This window comes from Marinoscillum luteum (assembly GCF_044005705.1).
Lineage (GTDB): Bacteria > Bacteroidota > Bacteroidia > Cytophagales > Cyclobacteriaceae > Marinoscillum > Marinoscillum luteum.
On the sequence record NZ_JBIPKE010000018.1, the window covers coordinates 198,648 to 215,044 of the forward strand.

At 47.0% G+C, this 16,397-nt stretch carries 13 protein-coding genes; 9 read left to right on the forward strand and 4 right to left on the reverse strand.

Annotated elements, in window-relative coordinates:
- The first annotated feature begins 15 nt into the window (after positions 1–15).
- The 3 genes from ACHKAR_RS14490 to ACHKAR_RS14500 are packed head-to-tail and all read left to right on the forward strand — an operon-like array spanning position 16 to position 6,225.
- Positions 16–1,215, forward strand: coding sequence for a glycoside hydrolase family 53 protein (locus ACHKAR_RS14490; protein WP_395418063.1), 1,200 nt, complete (start codon positions 16–18; stop codon positions 1,213–1,215).
- Entirely contained in the window at positions 1,208–3,661 is a 2,454-nt protein-coding gene (gene galA, locus ACHKAR_RS14495; protein ID WP_395418065.1) for a beta-galactosidase GalA, read from the forward strand. Before ACHKAR_RS14490 ends, galA begins: the two co-directional genes overlap by 8 nt.
- A complete protein-coding gene (locus tag ACHKAR_RS14500) occupies positions 3,658–6,225 on the forward strand; it encodes a cellulase family glycosylhydrolase (protein ID WP_395418067.1) in 2,568 nt (855 codons plus the stop codon). Before galA ends, ACHKAR_RS14500 begins: the two co-directional genes overlap by 4 nt.
- Before the next feature lie 2 nt (positions 6,226–6,227).
- Here the strand turns inward: ACHKAR_RS14500 and ACHKAR_RS14505 are convergent, their stop codons facing one another.
- From ACHKAR_RS14505 to mltG, 3 genes are read right to left on the reverse strand one after another with little or no spacing between them, the layout of a single operon-like run.
- The gene (locus ACHKAR_RS14505) at positions 6,228–7,184 is read right to left on the reverse strand and encodes a YihY/virulence factor BrkB family protein (RefSeq protein ID WP_159582401.1); all 957 of its coding nucleotides are present in this window, start codon (positions 7,182–7,184) and stop codon (positions 6,228–6,230) included.
- Positions 7,181–7,588: an acyl-CoA thioesterase gene (locus ACHKAR_RS14510; protein ID WP_395418068.1), complete on the reverse strand. Its 408-nt coding sequence runs from the start codon at positions 7,586–7,588 to the stop codon at positions 7,181–7,183. Before ACHKAR_RS14510 ends, ACHKAR_RS14505 begins: the two co-directional genes overlap by 4 nt.
- Before the next feature lie 2 nt (positions 7,589–7,590).
- Positions 7,591–8,625, reverse strand: a complete 1,035-nt coding sequence (mltG, locus tag ACHKAR_RS14515; protein WP_395418070.1) for an endolytic transglycosylase MltG — start codon at positions 8,623–8,625, stop codon at positions 7,591–7,593.
- A gap of 112 nt (positions 8,626–8,737) precedes the next feature.
- Between mltG and ACHKAR_RS14520 the strand changes: the two genes are divergently transcribed.
- The 6 genes from ACHKAR_RS14520 to ACHKAR_RS14545 all read left to right on the forward strand — a co-directional run bounded on the left by ACHKAR_RS14520 (position 8,738) and on the right by ACHKAR_RS14545 (position 14,243).
- A complete protein-coding gene (locus tag ACHKAR_RS14520; protein ID WP_159582404.1) occupies positions 8,738–9,367 on the forward strand; it encodes an L-threonylcarbamoyladenylate synthase in 630 nt (209 codons plus the stop codon).
- Entirely contained in the window at positions 9,368–10,006 is a 639-nt protein-coding gene (locus ACHKAR_RS14525; RefSeq protein ID WP_395418072.1) for a WbqC family protein, read from the forward strand.
- Between the two features lie 93 nt (positions 10,007–10,099).
- The gene (locus ACHKAR_RS14530) at positions 10,100–12,655 is read left to right on the forward strand and encodes an ATP-dependent Clp protease ATP-binding subunit (RefSeq protein ID WP_395418074.1); all 2,556 of its coding nucleotides are present in this window, start codon (positions 10,100–10,102) and stop codon (positions 12,653–12,655) included.
- Positions 12,656–12,812: 157 nt separating this feature from the next.
- Entirely contained in the window at positions 12,813–13,385 is a 573-nt protein-coding gene (locus ACHKAR_RS14535) for a hypothetical protein (protein ID WP_159582407.1), read from the forward strand.
- Positions 13,382–13,669: a winged helix-turn-helix domain-containing protein gene (locus tag ACHKAR_RS14540; protein ID WP_395418077.1), complete on the forward strand. Its 288-nt coding sequence runs from the start codon at positions 13,382–13,384 to the stop codon at positions 13,667–13,669. Before ACHKAR_RS14535 ends, ACHKAR_RS14540 begins: the two co-directional genes overlap by 4 nt.
- 40 nt (positions 13,670–13,709) lie before the next feature.
- A complete protein-coding gene (locus tag ACHKAR_RS14545; protein ID WP_395418078.1) occupies positions 13,710–14,243 on the forward strand; it encodes a hypothetical protein in 534 nt (177 codons plus the stop codon).
- 40 nt (positions 14,244–14,283) lie between these two features.
- Here ACHKAR_RS14545 and ACHKAR_RS14550 read toward each other — a convergent pair whose 3' ends face one another.
- Positions 14,284–16,329, reverse strand: a complete 2,046-nt coding sequence (locus ACHKAR_RS14550) for a hypothetical protein (RefSeq protein WP_395418079.1) — start codon at positions 16,327–16,329, stop codon at positions 14,284–14,286.
- Between the last annotated feature and the right edge of the window lie 68 nt (positions 16,330–16,397).

The window sequence follows — 16,397 nt, forward strand, 5'->3', positions numbered from 1 at the left end:
ACAAACAGATTAGCCATGCTCAGTATTATCTTCTCTTTCATCGCATTGGTCAGTTGCAATACCGATGACCCACGGCGTGGCGTTGATCCCGATCCGGAAAACAAGGATTCGGTGATCGTTGAACAGTTTTATTTTGGAGCTGACCTCTCATATGTTAACCAAATATTGGACCATGGGGGCCAATACCGTGATGTAGGTGAGGTGCGCGATCCATACAAAATCTTCAAAGATCACGGCGCTAATCTGGCCAGATTTCGCCTTTGGCACAATCCACAATGGACTCGGGAGGTCTATGGAGATGCAGGCACGCAGCTGTACAATGACCTTTACGATGTAGAAAAATCTATTCGTCAGGCCAAAGCTCAGGGCATGGAAGTGTTGCTTGATTTTCATTACTCAGATACCTGGGCCGATCCGGGAAGCCAGCGGGTGCCTGCTGCCTGGCGGGAGATTACGGATATTGATGTGCTGGCTGACTCTGTGTATGACTACACGCTAAAAACCCTGAACTATCTGAATCAAAAAGGGCTCATGCCCGAGTTGGTTCAGATTGGGAATGAGACCAACTGTGGGATGATGCTCACGGGTGGTGTGGATGGCTTCCCCGCATGCAATGTATGTGATGGCAACTGGGCCAATATGGGCGCAGTGCTCAACAGTGGTATACGGGCCGTGCGTGCTGTGTCTGTCGATTCGGACATCAAAACCAAAGTGATGCTGCATGTGGCCGATCCGGTCAATGTGGACTGGTGGTTCGAACAGGCCACTTCCGAAGGAGGAGTTACTGATTTTGAGTTTATCGGATTTTCCTATTACCCCATATGGCATACGGGCATCTCGCTCGACCGCCTCCAGGAAACAGTGGCTGGGTTTGTGACAAAATTCAAACGTGAAGTGGTCATACTGGAAACCGCCTACCCATGGACGGTACAGGGCAATGACAATTATAACAACCTGTTCGGAGGAGAGCCGCCCCTGCCTGGCTACCCTTATACACAAGATGGGCAGCTGAGCCTGATGAAAGCAATCACACAAAAGTTAGTGAGCGCCGGTGCATCGGGAGTCATTTATTGGGAGCCAGCATGGATAAGCTCTGATATGAAAGATAAATGGGGTACAGGCTCTTCATGGGAAAACAATGCTTTTTTTGATTTCGATGGCAATACCATACCGACCATCGACTATATGAACTACGAATATGACACTAATGACTAAAGGGTGTACTAAAATATACTTCTTCATATTTCTGTTGACGATATCTTCTGAGCTTCTGGCTCAGAGGTCGTCACGGGAGCGAATTAATATTGATACTGACTGGCGGTTTGCACTTGGCCATGCGGCCGACCCGGTACAGGATTTTAATTTTAAAGTCGCCAATATTTTCTCTAAAACCGGAAAGGCCGAGGACACTCCCATCAGTCCCAAATTCAATGATAGTACCTGGCGTCAGTTGGATCTGCCACATGACTGGGTGGTGGAGCTTCCGTTTGAGAATGTGGACAATTTTGACCTGATGGCGCATGGCTACCGGCCCGTAGGAGGGCTGTTTCCAGAAAACAGTGTGGGTTGGTACAGAAGGAATATTGAACTCACTAAAGCAGATTCCGGCCGGAGATTAGCAGTTACTTTCGATGGTGTTTTCCGGGATGCCATGGTTTGGATCAATGGATTTTATCTGGGGAACAACGAGAGTGGCTATATGGGGGTCACCTATGATATTACAGACTATGTGAATTTTGACGGGAACAATACATTAGTTGTTCGGGTAGACGCCACACAGGCGGAAGGGTGGTTTTATGAAGGCGCCGGAATCTATCGGCACGTATGGCTTCAGAAATATGACAACTTGCACATTGCAGAAGGAGGCCAGTTTGTATATGCTGAGGTAAAGGAAAATGTTGCCAAAATATTTATTGAAACAACAGTAGAAAATCAAACTCTAGGAAACGCTTCCGGGCAGGTGTCGGCATTCATTACCGACAGAGATGGGAAGAAAATGGGCTCAGCAAAATCGGTAGAAGTGACCCTGGCACTCAATGGGCAAACTACGGTGAAGCAGGAGATTGTACTGACCGATCCCAGGCTATGGTCTCTGGAGGATCCTTACCTCTACAGAGTCACCTCACAGGTAAGCAATGGCTCCACGATTTTGGACCATCTCACCACCAGATTTGGGGTACGCACCATTCTGATCGATGATAAGAAAGGGCTCTCCATCAATGGAAAGTTCATCAAAGTACAGGGAGTGAATTGCCACCAGGATCATGCGGGAGTGGGGAGCGCCCTGCCTGACTACCTGCAGTATTACAGGATTCAGTTATTAAAAGAAATGGGTGTGAATGCCTACCGTGCCAGTCATAACCCACCAACACCAGAATTACTGGAGGCGTGTGATAGTCTGGGCATGCTCGTATTGGATGAGACCCGATTGCTCAATTCAAGTCCCGAACATATGGATCAATTTGAGCGACTGATCAAACGAGACAGAAACTACCCGTCCGTTTTCCTCTGGTGTATAGGAAATGAGGAAGGGTATGTGCAGACAACCAGCGTGGGAAAAAGGCTGGCGCTCACTATGCTGGCCAAGCAGCGTGAGCTGGACCCTACGAGGACAAGCACTTATGCTGCTGATTTAGCCAATGTGTTTAAGGGGATCAATGAAGTGATCCCGGTCAGGGGATTCAACTATCGCGAAAAGGGCATGGTACCCTATCATAATGACCATCCGACTCAGCCTGTGATTGGCACGGAGATGGGGAGTACGGTGACCACACGGGGTATTTATGAGGTGGACAGTGTGAAGGGCTATGTTCCGGATCAGGATATTACCCATCCGTGGTGGGCGTCTTTGGCAGAAGACTGGTGGCCCATAGCTGCAGATAATGACTGGCTGCTGGGTGGTTTTGTCTGGACCGGTTTTGATTACAGGGGGGAACCTACCCCGTTTCAGTGGCCCAATATTAACTCCCATTTTGGGATCATGGATGTATGCGGCTTTCCCAAAAACATTTACTACTACTATCAGTCCTGGTGGACAGACAAAGATGTACTTCACATTTCTCCTCACTGGAACTGGGCTGGAAAAGAGGGAGAAATCATAGATGTATGGGTGAATTCCAACGCGGATGAAGTGGAACTTTTCCTCAATGGGAAAACCCTTGGAAAGAAAGTGATGCCCCGAAATAGTCATCTGCAGTGGCAGGTAGCCTATGAGCCCGGAAGCCTGAAGGCCATAGCAACTAAGAACGGACGGACGTATGAGGCTGTGATGGAAACTACGGGTGAGGCTCATCAGATTGTACTCACTCCCGATCGGAATATCGTCACCGCAGATGGTAAAGATGCTACGGTGGTGAATGTGACTGTGTTGGATAATAGAGGCAGAGAGGTGCCTACCGCAAATCATTTGGTTGCCTTCTCACTGGAGGGCGATGCCTCGATCATTGGGGTTGGTAATGGAGACCCCTCTTCTCACGAACCCGACAAAATGGACGTGGGGGATTACAGACGGTCACTCTTCAATGGGAAATGTCAGATGATCCTACAGGCGGGAAATGATCCCGGTAAGGTGATGGTCAATGCCACATCTGCAGGCCTTAAGTCTGCCACCGTCTCAATTCAATTAGTCAAAACTAACAACAATTTACTAGGTAAGCGATGATCAAATCTGTGGTATTAAGTCTGGCCCTAACCCTGGGCCTTGGGATAAGTGCGTCCAATGCGCAGAACAAGAATGTGTATGTGGATGATTCGGGGATCATGCGCTGGGGAGATAGTGATAAAGAAGTTCAGGGCTTCGGGGTGAACTATACAGTGCCATTTGCCCATGCTTACCGGTCAGCAGAAAAACTCGGCGTGGATAAGAAGGAAGCGATAGATAACGACGTTTATCATTTTGCCCGGCTGGGATTTGATGCCTATCGGATCCATGTTTGGGATACTGAGATCAGCGATTCTCTGGGCAATCTTTTGGAGAATGACCACCTGGATTTGTTTGATTATATGGTCAAGAAGATGGAAGATCGGGGGATGAAGATGTTAATCACTCCCATTGCTTTTTGGGATAACGGCTGGCCCGAGCCAGGGGAGGATACTCCGGGGTTTTCCAATAAGTACGGCAAAAATGCCTGCCTGACTAACGAGGACGCCATTGCCGCACAGGAGAATTACCTTTATCAGTTTTTGAACCATACAAATCCCTACACAGGCCTGGCTTACAAAAATGATCCGGCAGTTGTGGCATTTGAGATTAGTAATGAACCACATCATAGGCAGGAGGCCGACTCTGTCACACGCTATATCAAAAAGATGTTGACTTCCATGCGTAACACGGGATGTGAGAAACCCATTTTCTACAACATTAGCCATAGTATTCACCTGGTCAACGCGTATTTTGATGCCGGAGTACAGGGGGGCACTTTCCAGTGGTACCCGACAGGTTTGGGTGCAGGCGAGGAGTTGGAAGGTAATTTTCTGCCCAATGTGGACCTTTATGAAATTCCCTTTGCCAAAAATTCAAAATTCAAAAAAGCGGCTAAAGTGGTGTATGAATTTGATGCGGCAGATGTCGGGCGTTCTTACATCTACCCGGCCATGGCCCGGAGTTTTCGGACTGCGGGCATTCAGTGGGCGACGCATTTTGCCTACGACCCTACCTATTTGGCTTATGCCAATACCGAGTACAATACCCACTATATGAACCTGGCATATACCCCACAAAAGGCACTGAGCCTGAAGTTGGCAGGGGAAGTGTTTCACAGAGTGCCAGTATACAAAGACTTTGGCGCATATCCGGAAAACACTCAGTTTGATGGGTTTAGGGTAAGCTATGAGGAGGACCTGGCAGAGCTGTTGACCGAGAAGAAATTCATTTATACCAACACGACTAAATCGATACCTCCTTCACCGACCAGGTTAAATGAAGTGGCGGGGTATGGAAATTCAAGTGTGGTTCAGTATGCAGGAGCCGGAGCCTATTTTCTGGATCAACTTGAAAAAGGGGTGTGGAGGCTGGAAGTGATGCCGGATGCTGTTTGGGTGGAGGATCCCTTTGGTAAAAATAGCCTCCAGAAAAAGCTTGGCGAAATTCGTTGGGGGGAGTGGCCCATGACCATAGATCTTCCGGATCTTGGAGCGGACTTTGTCCTGAAGCCTATCAATGAAGGGAATGGCTGGAGGCCGGCAGTAGCCGGAAAGCGATTTATCATCAAACCGGGCACCTATCTGATCGCTCGCAGTGGGGTGAAAACGAAGCTACAAGGTGTTGAGAAATGGAAAAACATCACCCTGAATGAATTTTCGGCACCAATGAGTACATTGGAAAAACAGTATGTGCTTCATGAACCCGCTGCGCAAATCTCACAAGGTTCACCCTATGAAATCAGCGCTACTATTTTGGCTCCATCTCAGCCAGAGAGGGTTGAGGTTTTGGCCTATATCGGATGGCGACCCAAAACCTATGTGATGGAAAATAACGGGTATTCATATATGGCCACAATTCCTGCGGAAGACATCAAAGCAGGATTCTTTAGCTACTTCATTACCGTGATGGGGCAGTTGGGTACTCAGACCTACCCTGGAGCGGTCACCGGTTTGCCCGGAGATTGGGATTTTGAAGCCAACAATGCTTATGTGGTGAAGGTGCTATCGAATGATTCCCCTGTTTATCTTTTTGATGCCCTTGCAGACAATGATAAACTATCTAGGGCATGGAGCCCTCAATCATCCTTTGTTCCGCTGGCTGAGCCAGGAAAGGCCGAGATCAGAATCAAGGTAGCCAGGCTCAAGGAGGTGGACGCTGAAAATCCAAATGGCGAACAGGTAGCTGATTACAGTATGCGGTATGCTTTTAGAGAAAAGGTGAGTGGCAGAGTGGCAGATTTGGCGGACAAAAAGGAATTGGTCTTGACAGGCAGGTCATTGACAGATGAACCTGCTGCGGTGCAGCTGGCGCTGGTCGCTGCTGACGGCAAGACCTACGGAGGTTTGCTGGAACTCGGTCCGAAATTGGCGGATTACAGGTTGTCCCTTGATAAGCTGAAAGAAGTGAAAATGGTCACCTTACCAAGGCCTTATCCATCCTTTCTGCCTTACTATTTTGAGGGAGCTTCAAGAGCCGTATTTGATATTCGTAAAGCCGAGGTGCTGCAGATTTCTGTTGGTCCGGGGATTCAGGATGTGGAAAAGCCACAGGCGCTGGCCATAGTGAGTGTGAGATTGGAGTAGATTTAGTCCTTTTCCAAATCGTATACTTCTCCACTGGCTGCCCTGGATACACTCGCGTTGAACTCAAAACCAAGCAGTAGGATAAAGGACATCAGCCACTGCCATACCATGAGGGCGATGATGGCTCCAATGGAGCCATATACCTTATTGTAGGTGCCAAAATTGGCGACATAGAAGGAAAAGCCCACCGATACCAGGATACATAATATCGTAGCCAGGGACGATCCGTAGGAGAAAAATTTCCACCGGTCGTGAATGGCCGGACCCCAGTAATAGATAGAGGCGATGGCCAGATAGAAGGCAATGTACACCACAATAAATCGGAGGAGCAGGATGATATAGTACAGGAAGTCTTCGGAGAGAAGTCCGGCCTCCAGCAGCCAGTCCAGCACCACTTGTCCTATGATGATAAACAGGATCGAGAAAATCAGTGCAAAGGCCAGCAAAACAGTAAGAAAGAGCGCAATAAGCCTGGTTTTGATAAAGCTGCGGTTTTCAACTGTCTTGTAGCTCATGTTGAAAGTTTGCATCAGGGAGTTGACTCCATTGGTCGCCAGAAATAGTGCAAACAGCACACCAAAGGAAATTAGCCCCTCTCGTCTTATCTGTAAGGTGTCGTAGATGGTTTCGGCCGTAATCTCAAAGACACTTCGGGGTAAAATATCCTGTAAAAAGTGAAGAATTTCCCCCTGGCTGATGGAGGGGATATACTCGTGAATGAATGGAATCAGGGCAAAGAGAAAAATGATGGAGGGGAACAGCGACAGAGTGAAATTAAAGGCCACCCCGTAGGCCTTTTCGAAAAGCTGATTGTCCCCTACTTTGTCAATGAAAATGATGAGCGCGCGGTATAGTGAGGTTTTTCCACCGGATATTCTGATGCTCTTCAGGAAGCTAATCATTCTCACATACCAGCCTGTATAGCTCAGGTGCCGATGAATGATCGTTCGCTTTCTCAATGGAAGTGGGGTTGTATAAGTTTATCCATAACCTCGGGCAGTCTTACCGGTCGTCCGGTCTCCATTTTGATGAAAACCAGCTCGGTCGCTCCCGTATTAATTAGTTTTCCCGCCTCATTAGTAACCTCGTAGTGAAATTTTATTCTAGCTCTTGGTCGCTCAGGGATACTCACCAGGATGGTGAGGAGGTCATCGTATTTGGCTGGCTGGTGGTAATTTACGTTCAGCGAAAGCACCGGCATCCCGATCCCCATTTCCTCAAGTTTTTTATAAGGGAAACCCAGCGAACGAAAGGCTTCTACCCTGGCTACCTCATAGTAGGTGGCATAGTTGCCGTAGTACACATACCCCATTTGGTCTGTTTCAGCATACCGTACCCTGATCTTTACTTCTTGCTGGTACATCTCTATCTGTAAATCCGCTCCATATTAAGTGCTCGCTGAAATCTCGCAGCGTTGACGTTGTGCTCTTCCAGGGTTTTTGCGAATGCATGATAACCTGAAAAATCGTCTTTTGCACAAAAATAAAGATAACGATGTTCTTCCGCATTCAAAACCGCCTCCAGAGCGGCGATAGACGGCATGTTGATCGGGCCGGGGGGTAATCCCCGATACTTGTAGGTGTTATAGGGCGATTCGAAATCCTTGTCTTTGTTGAGAATTCGTCGAATGGAGAAGTCACCGATCGCAAAAACAAGCGTGGGGTCGGCCTGGAGTTTATACCCTTTTTTCAGTCGGTTGAGATACACACCCGCAATGGTCGCCGCTTCGTCCATTTTATTGGTTTCGGCATCCACTATGGAGGCTAGCGTGGAGGCCTCAATAGGAGTGAGACCCAATGCTGCTGCCTGGGCTACTCTGGTGTCATTCCAATACCGGTCGTATTCTTTTTTCATCCGGTCCAGTATATCCTTTGGGCTGGCTGTCCAATAGACTTCATAGGTGTTAGGCAGGAACATGCAGATGAAGGTATTGGCATTTAGTCCATAGGCCTGAGCCACACTATCAGACATCAGGAGAGGCGCGATATCCGCAGAGTCTATCTGGAGGGGAAAAGTGAGCTTGCTTGCCAGCTCTTCTATTTTTCGGGCGTTGTTGAAAGTCAGCTTTACGGGGGTCTGTATCCCGGCCCTTAGCATATTGATGGCTTCCGTATTGCTCATGTCTTTTTTGAACAGATACATGCCGGGTTTTATTTCCCTGTCGAATCCTTTGACCTTAGCCAGAAAACTGAAAGAGACCAGGTCATTGACAATGCGCTGATCATATAGCTTATTTTGGAGCTCCTTGAAAGTAGTACCATCTTCAATGGCAAACATCCGATCTTCCTGATCTACCAGTATATTTGGGGTATAAAGCACCTGATAGCCATAAAATGCGAAAGACGATAGCATTACGGCAAAAACGATCATGAAAGCAGCGATAAAATTTTTCTTCTTCATCAATTAAAATGGATTCCCAAAGTGAAAAGTCTGGCAAAAATAACTAAGTTTTCTACTCGTTTGACTCATAGTGTGAGATCTGTTGATTTCTTCATCATAACCCCATAAAAATATGTCTGCAGAACTGATAAAACTCTACCCGGAAAATCCCGAGGAAAAGAAAGTCCGACACATTGTGGATGTCTTGCGCAATGGAGGGCTGGTCATTTATCCCACAGATACTGTCTACGGTATCGGGTGCGATATTTTCAACAGTAGGGCGCTTGATAGGCTGAAGATGCTGAAGGGGATCAAAGGAAAAGACCTGAATCTTTCTTTTATCTGTTATGATCTGAGCCAGTTGTCAGAATACGCCAGACATGTAGAAACCCCCGTTTTCAAGCTGATGAAAAAGTGTTTCCCCGGTCCCTATACATTTATACTGGAGTCGTCCAGTAAGGTGCCCAAGATTCTGAATGCCAAGAAGAAAACCGTGGGGATCAGGGTGCCGGATAATAACATTCCAAGGGACATTGTGAAGATTTTAGGCAATCCCATCATTACCACTTCCATTCACGACGAGGATGAGATTGTGGAGTATTCCACTGACCCCAGCTTGATCTATGAGGAGTTCGAGGGGCTCGTGGATGTGATCATAGATGGAGGCCCTGGGGGGAATCAGCCAAGTACAGTGATCGATTGTACGGGTGCCGCGCCGGTGGTGATACGCCATGGTATGGGTGATATTGCGCAGTATTTGTAGATGGCAGAACTGATTATTGAACCCCATTACCTGGGCAGTCTGGAGTATTTTACTCAGCTGATAAATAGCGAGCGTGTCTTTCTGGAGGTGCACCAGCATTTCTCCAAGCAAACGTTTAAGAACAGGTGCTATTTGCTCAGCACCAGAGGCGCCATGCCATTGACCGTGCCTGTGAAGTTCACCAACCGAACACCCTTCAAAGAGGTGCAGATAGCGCATGATCAGAGCTGGAAAAGAGCGCATTGGGGTGCTTTTTATTCTGCTTATGGGAAGGCCCCTTTCTTCGAATTTTTAGCGGATCATTTTAAGGACATCTGGGACAGAAAGCATCGGTTTCTTCTGGATCTCAACTTCGAAATGATGACATTGTGTCTTAAAATCTTACAAATTGACATACCGATAGAAATTACCGAAAGCTATCAAAAAAAAATAAATACCCCTCTTATCGACCTCAGGGAGCATATTGTGCCCAAAAAGCCTTTTGAAGAACGACATTTATATATACCTTCCCCGTATACTCAGATATTTGGCAGCAAATTTGTCCCTAACCTGAGCATTATTGATCTTCTGGTGAGCGAAGGCAGCAATGCTTTAGAGGTTTTAAAAAAATCTTCTTATCCGACAGGTGAACAAATCTGAAAATCAATGTGTTTCTAAAACTCATTCTTTGTGAGGTTTTGACTCACAGAAGTTTTAAATTTACTTACTAACGCACTATCATAAATCCATTTTATGGAAGCTAAATTTTCAAACAGAGTAAAGGAGGTAATCTCTCTCAGCCGTGAAGAAGCTTTGCGACTTGGGCATGATTATATCGGCACCGAGCACTTGCTTTTGGGCATGATCCGCGAGGGAGAAGGTGTTGCCGTCAGTTTGCTGAAAAAACTTGGGGTGTCTCTGGAGGAGCTAAGGTCCGCCATAGAGCAGGCCACCAAGGGCACTGCCACGAGCAATGTGAAGAACCTTGCCAACATACCTTTGACCAGACAATCGGAGAAAGTACTAAAAATAACCTATCTGGAGGCCAAGATTTTCAAAAGCCAGTTGATAGGCACAGAGCATTTGCTCCTCTCTATCCTGAGAGATGAAGACAATCTGGCTACTCAGATTCTGGATAAATTTGACGTGAGCTACGACGTGGTGAAGGAGCTGCTGGAATACCAGACAGAAAATCCTTTGGCTCAGTCTGACACTGACGATGGAGATGAAGATACCGGAAAGATCTTTGGAGGATCTTCTTCATCAGGAGGCTCGGGGAGCCGCGAGTCCGGCAAGGCAGGTGGCGAGAAGTCACGAACCCCTGTGTTGGATAACTTTGGCAGAGACCTGACCAAACTGGCGGAGGACGATAAGCTCGATCCGATCGTAGGTCGGGAGAAAGAAATAGAGCGTGTAGCTCAAATCCTGAGTAGAAGAAAGAAGAACAACCCAATCCTGATTGGTGAGCCTGGGGTCGGTAAAACGGCCATCGCTGAAGGGCTGGCACTCAGAATTATTCAGAAAAAAGTTTCCAGAATCTTATTTGGAAAACGTGTGGTTACGCTCGATCTGGCATCTTTGGTGGCAGGCACCAAGTACAGAGGGCAGTTTGAAGAGCGGATGAAGGCGGTGATGAACGAAATCGAAAAGTCACCTGACGTTATTCTCTTTATAGATGAGCTTCATACCATCGTAGGTGCTGGCGGAGCTTCCGGTTCATTGGATGCGTCCAATATGTTCAAACCGGCCCTGGCCCGTGGCGAGATACAATGCATCGGCGCCACGACGTTGGATGAGTACAGACAGTACATCGAGAAGGATGGGGCTTTGGCCCGACGTTTCCAGATGGTAATGGTGGATGCTACTACCGCAGATGAGACCATTCAGATACTCGACAACATCAAGGATAAATATCAGGATCACCACCACGTGAACTATACCCCAGAGGCGATAAAAGCGTGTGTGACCCTTTCTGATAGATACATTAGCGACAGGTACCTTCCGGACAAAGCCATAGATGTAATGGATGAGGCGGGTGCCAGGGTGCACATCAATAACATCAGTGTGCCGAAGCAGGTGATCGAGCTGGAAGAGCAGATAGAAGATATCAAAAAGGAGAAAAATCGTGTAGTGAAAAGCCAGAAGTACGAAGAGGCGGCTCAGTTGCGCGACAGAGAGAAGAAACTGCTGGCACAGTTGGATGAGGAAAAGAACAAGTGGGAAGAGGAGACACGGACCAGGCGCTACGAGGTGGATGAGGAAAATGTGGCAGAGGTGATCGCCATGATGACTGGTATTCCTACCAAAAGGATCGCACAGAACGAAAGCGCCAAACTTCTCAACATGAAGGAGGAGTTGAAGAAAAAAGTGATTGGCCAGGAGGATGCGATCATGAAGTTGACCAAATCCATCCAGCGAACACGAGTAGGACTGAAAGACCCTAAAAAGCCAATCGGATCATTCATTTTTCTGGGCCCTACCGGGGTAGGAAAAACCGAGATGGCCAAAGTGCTCTCCACGTTCTTGTTTGATAAAGACGATTCGCTCATCAGAATAGATATGAGTGAATACATGGAGAAATTTTCTGTATCCCGACTGGTAGGAGCACCTCCCGGATATGTGGGATATGAAGAAGGCGGTCAGCTGACTGAAAAAGTCCGCAGAAAGCCATACTCCGTGGTGTTGTTGGATGAGATAGAAAAGGCGCATCCGGATGTATTCAATATCCTGCTGCAGGTGTTGGACGATGGAATCCTTACAGACGGCCTTGGCCGTAGGGTGGATTTCAGAAATACCATCATCATCATGACGTCAAATATTGGTGTGAGGGATTTGAAGGATTTCGGCGCGGGCATTGGTTTTTCTACTTCCTCTAAGCGTGACAATGCTGAGGATGTGATGAAGTCTACCATCCAGAGTGCGTTGAAGAAAGCGTTTAGTCCTGAGTTTTTGAATAGACTGGATGACGTGATAGTGTTCAATACCCTGGAGCGTGAGCACATCCATTTGATCATAGACATCACTTTGGATAAGCTCTTCAAGCGTGTAGTTGATCTTGGATATCACGTGGAGCTGACCAAAAAGGCGAAGGATTTTATTTCGGACAAAGGATACGATCCTCAGTATGGTGCCCGGCCACTCAATAGGGCCATTCAGAAATATCTGGAAGATCCTGTGGCTGAAGAGATCCTCAAAGGAGAAATCCAGGAAGGAGACACTTTGGTAGCTGACTGGGATGGAAAAGCTGAAGTACTGCACCTGAAGCTCAAGAAGAAGAAGGTGAAGCAGGAAGACAAAGAAAAAGAGTAATTGAAGGGCCCATGAGGCCCTTTTTTTATGCAAGCCTGTCATTGACTGAGTCGTTATTTCCCTCAGGAGGATCAATTCCAGCAGTGTGACGCAACCTTTTTATGGTAAACTAGTTTATATTATAAACTTAATTATCTTTACATCAAAAAGATCTGTCATGTCTGAACAAACACTAACAAACAAAGAAAGCCTGGCGCTGATCACAGAGATGATCGGACAGGCCAAAAAGAACTACCGGAAGGGAGGAAGCTTTCATTTTCTGCTCTGGGGATGGGTGGTGATGCTTGCCAACTTAGGCCACTATTATCTGGAAGGGTTTACGGACTATCCTCACCCCTATCTGGTTTGGGTGATCACTTTTCCCGCCGGGATCATCTCTGGCTTGTATGGTGCTCGTCAGAGTAAGCAGGCAACGGTAGTGAGCCATTTGGATCGTTTGTATGGTCAGGTCTGGATCGCAGCAGGAGTGGGCATAGTGATTACCTTGATATTCATGCGAAACCTTTCCTTCAATCACGGTGCTATGATCCTTTTGTTTGCTGCTATGGGTACTTATCTTTCTGGTCAAATGTTGAGGTTTAAGCCGTTAATCCTCGGAGGACTGGCCCTTGCGGTTGCAGCGGTGGTTTGCTTCAATGTTTCGGTGACAGATCAGTATCTGGTAAGCGCCATTGGTATATTTCTGGGATACATTGTTCCTGGATACCTTCTCAAGAGTAAGGAAAAATGAATGATTTCAAGCCATTAGATCCTTTATTGCATTCTCAGCTTCGACTGGCCGTGATGAGCCTTTTGCTTAGTGTGGAATCTGCCGAATTCACCTTTATTAAGGAAAAAACTCAGGCGACAGCCGGCAATTTGAGTGTGCAACTGGATAAGCTTTCAGAGGCTGGTTACATCCGGGTGGAGAAAGCTTTTAGAGGAAAAAAGCCGGTGACCACCTGCCAAATCACTGAGCAAGGACTGGAAGCATTCGAAAGGTACGTCAATGCACTGAAGGGCTATATTGAATAATTTTTTTAGGTATTTAGTTTATAAAATAAAGTAGTTTATCATGAAAGAAATAAGAAGATTTTTACTGATCCTATTGGGAATAGTGATCAGTCTGGTGGCTTTTACTCAGGATTTTAAGGCCATCACCCAGAAAGAGATGAAGAAAATGAGCTTTATGATTGGGGAGTGGCAAGGTGAGGGATGGGTAATGACCCCTGAAGGCATGGAGACCAGTCGTGTGAAGGAGACCATTTCTTATGACCTTGACAATACGGTTCTCAGGCTACGTGGAGTAGGTACCGCAGACAAGGATGGGGTGGAAGTTAAGGTACACGATGCGCTGGGTGTTTTGTATTTTGATCCATTTCGGCAGCAGTTCGGAATGAGCTCCTGGATCTCTAAAGGAATGCATACGGATGCCAATGTAGAGTTGCTGGGTGAGGGCAGGCTCAAGTGGTGGTTTGAAGCGGGACCTGCTGGCACCATTCGATATACCCTGAAAATTGAAAATAATGTATGGGAGGAAATAGGCGAAATGTCGCAGGATGGCGAGACCTGGAGGCAGTTTTTTGAAATGAAATTAGAAAAGAAATAGCGCTACTCATCTAAAACCGGCCTTTTGGTCGGTTTTTTTACTAAAAAGCGCCCAGATATTTTCTTAGAAACCACTCGGTGCCCAACAGACCGGCAATGAGTAGAACTACCCATATGCTGTTGATCAGTGGAAAGGTTTCTTTGCTGGTCCTGATGATGTTTTTATAGCCTTTTCCGATAAGGTCCTCACTCACCTGGCTGGCTTGTGAGAAAGGGTAAAAACGGCCATCATTCTTTTCTGCTACAGCCCGGAGCATGTTGTGGTCTGCAGTAAGGTTGATCCCCTCCAGTTGGATATCACGTATGGCAAAAGACCCGGTCTCTGAAAAACCCTTTCCTCCCAAAGTGGTAGTTGCCTTGAATTGGTAAACTCCCGCTTCCAGGGCTCCCAGGTTAAAGCTGCTGTTGACCGGGCTATCCACCATTTCATAAGAGGTTTGGTTTCCACTTTCATCGGTAATTACCAGTGGGATGGTATTTCCATAGGCCCTCTCGTAGATTTCATTGTATACCTCGGCATCCATGAATACCCGCTCACCGATGTGGTAGTTGGATTCTCTTGGCTTCACCACAAAACGATCTTTGTTCACCTTTATACTCAGATACTGCACAGTCTTCAGGATCAACTCTTCAAATAATTGAGAGTTTTCTTCACTCCCCGCTTCCTGAAGCCTCCACTGCCAGATGCCGGCACCCGGAGTGACAGCAGACTTCTGGGCACCATCATCGAAAAACACCAAAAGCGGTCGCTCAGTGTTGATGCTGCCGATCTTTTGGTATAAAAGGACTTCTGTTGGCCCCACCAGCTGATACTCGCCGAATGGTACTTCAATGGGTGGGTAATTCTGAATCCGGTCGGTTAAGTCTTCAGAGATTTTGAATTTAGTAAAGTTCTGGTTGTAAGCACCCCTTACCTTGTCCTTACCGTTTCCCTTCAGATTGATGCTGAGGTAGGTGATGGTCTGAGCCATGTTTCTCACATTAGAGGAGTTGCCCATGATGTACCATTTGCCTGTGGCCTCAAAGTCTCCGTATTGGTGGCCAGAGAAGGCCTGATGTTCTATGATGGCATCAAATTTTTTCTCTTTGGGTCGCTCATGAATCCCTGGTATGAAAAGAACAGACTCGTAGTTGGTGGTTGCATTGAGAACGGATCTGATGGCGTTGATGTCCGGGTGGGGGGCAGGAGCCAGGATCAGTATTTTGTCTTTCCCTTCTATGATGTCTATGTATACGTCTTGCTGGTTGTTGACATACGAGGATTCCCCCGCTTTTTCTCCAACAGCGATGGTGAGCCGGCGGATTCCTGGTGAGTTGGCATCCAGCTGAAAGTTAACTTCCTGAGCGTTCGGTTGAAGTGTGATTTCCTGAGCCGCTATCTTTCTTCCATTTTCGATTATTTCTACTGGCAGTGGCAGGCCATCATAGCCTTTTTGCGAAAGCAAAATGCTGATGGGAAATTGGTTTCCCTGGTAGGCCACCTGGTTGTTTCTGACATTGCGAATGGCAATGTCCTTTGGTGGGATGGTATCTCCCAAACCAACGGTAAATACCGGAAAGCCATAAGTCTGATAGGCCGGAGACCGGCCCTCATTGATGATTCCGTCTGAAAGCAGTACCACGGCGCCTATGTTTTGCTCTTTATAAACATTCTCAATCTTTTTGAGGAGGGCACCGAGATTGGTTGTCTTTTGGTCGAAAAGGATGGTGTCTTGCCTACCGGAAAGTGTTTCTACCATCGGGGTGTAGCTATTTTCAAGCTCCCTTTGGACATTGTTTATCCAGTTCACCACTTCTGGAGGAGTCGCTGCTTCTGATCGTAAGCCAATTGATTCGGAGTTGTCCACTGCAATAATGACCAGAGGTGTGTCCGTCTTGTTTACATTGAATTGAAGGAGCGGGTTGATCAACAGGAGAAGGATCAGGAAAACAGCACTTAGCCGAAGGAATCCCAGGAAAATGTTCCAGGATTTACTCCAGGGCGCCGTTTTTCTGGCATACAACAAAACTGCTACACCCAGCGCTGTGATGAGCGAGGCAAACACCCAAACAGGGGAAACATCAAAGGAATACCAGCTATTGTCCATAGAAAAGAAGAAAGCCGTTTGTCACCCGCGTGCAAGCTAAAACGGCTTAATTGTATCTTGTTTGATTG

What these genes read in the sequence shown, in the direction of transcription:
- ACHKAR_RS14490 (WP_395418063.1), top strand. Translation starts at nt 16, where the DNA reads ATGCTCAGTATTATCTTCTCTTTCATCGCATTGGTCAGTTGCAATACC.
- galA (WP_395418065.1), top strand. Translation starts at nt 1,208, where the DNA reads ATGACTAAAGGGTGTACTAAAATATACTTCTTCATATTTCTGTTGACG.
- ACHKAR_RS14500 (WP_395418067.1), top strand. Translation starts at nt 3,658, where the DNA reads ATGATCAAATCTGTGGTATTAAGTCTGGCCCTAACCCTGGGCCTTGGG.
- ACHKAR_RS14510 (WP_395418068.1), bottom strand. Translation starts at nt 7,588, where the DNA reads ATGTACCAGCAAGAAGTAAAGATCAGGGTACGGTATGCTGAAACAGAC.
- mltG (WP_395418070.1), bottom strand. Translation starts at nt 8,625, where the DNA reads ATGAAGAAGAAAAATTTTATCGCTGCTTTCATGATCGTTTTTGCCGTA.
- ACHKAR_RS14520 (WP_159582404.1), top strand. Translation starts at nt 8,738, where the DNA reads ATGTCTGCAGAACTGATAAAACTCTACCCGGAAAATCCCGAGGAAAAG.
- ACHKAR_RS14525 (WP_395418072.1), top strand. Translation starts at nt 9,368, where the DNA reads ATGGCAGAACTGATTATTGAACCCCATTACCTGGGCAGTCTGGAGTAT.
- ACHKAR_RS14530 (WP_395418074.1), top strand. Translation starts at nt 10,100, where the DNA reads ATGGAAGCTAAATTTTCAAACAGAGTAAAGGAGGTAATCTCTCTCAGC.
- ACHKAR_RS14535 (WP_159582407.1), top strand. Translation starts at nt 12,813, where the DNA reads ATGTCTGAACAAACACTAACAAACAAAGAAAGCCTGGCGCTGATCACA.
- ACHKAR_RS14540 (WP_395418077.1), top strand. Translation starts at nt 13,382, where the DNA reads ATGAATGATTTCAAGCCATTAGATCCTTTATTGCATTCTCAGCTTCGA.
- ACHKAR_RS14545 (WP_395418078.1), top strand. Translation starts at nt 13,710, where the DNA reads ATGAAAGAAATAAGAAGATTTTTACTGATCCTATTGGGAATAGTGATC.
- ACHKAR_RS14550 (WP_395418079.1), bottom strand. Translation starts at nt 16,329, where the DNA reads ATGGACAATAGCTGGTATTCCTTTGATGTTTCCCCTGTTTGGGTGTTT.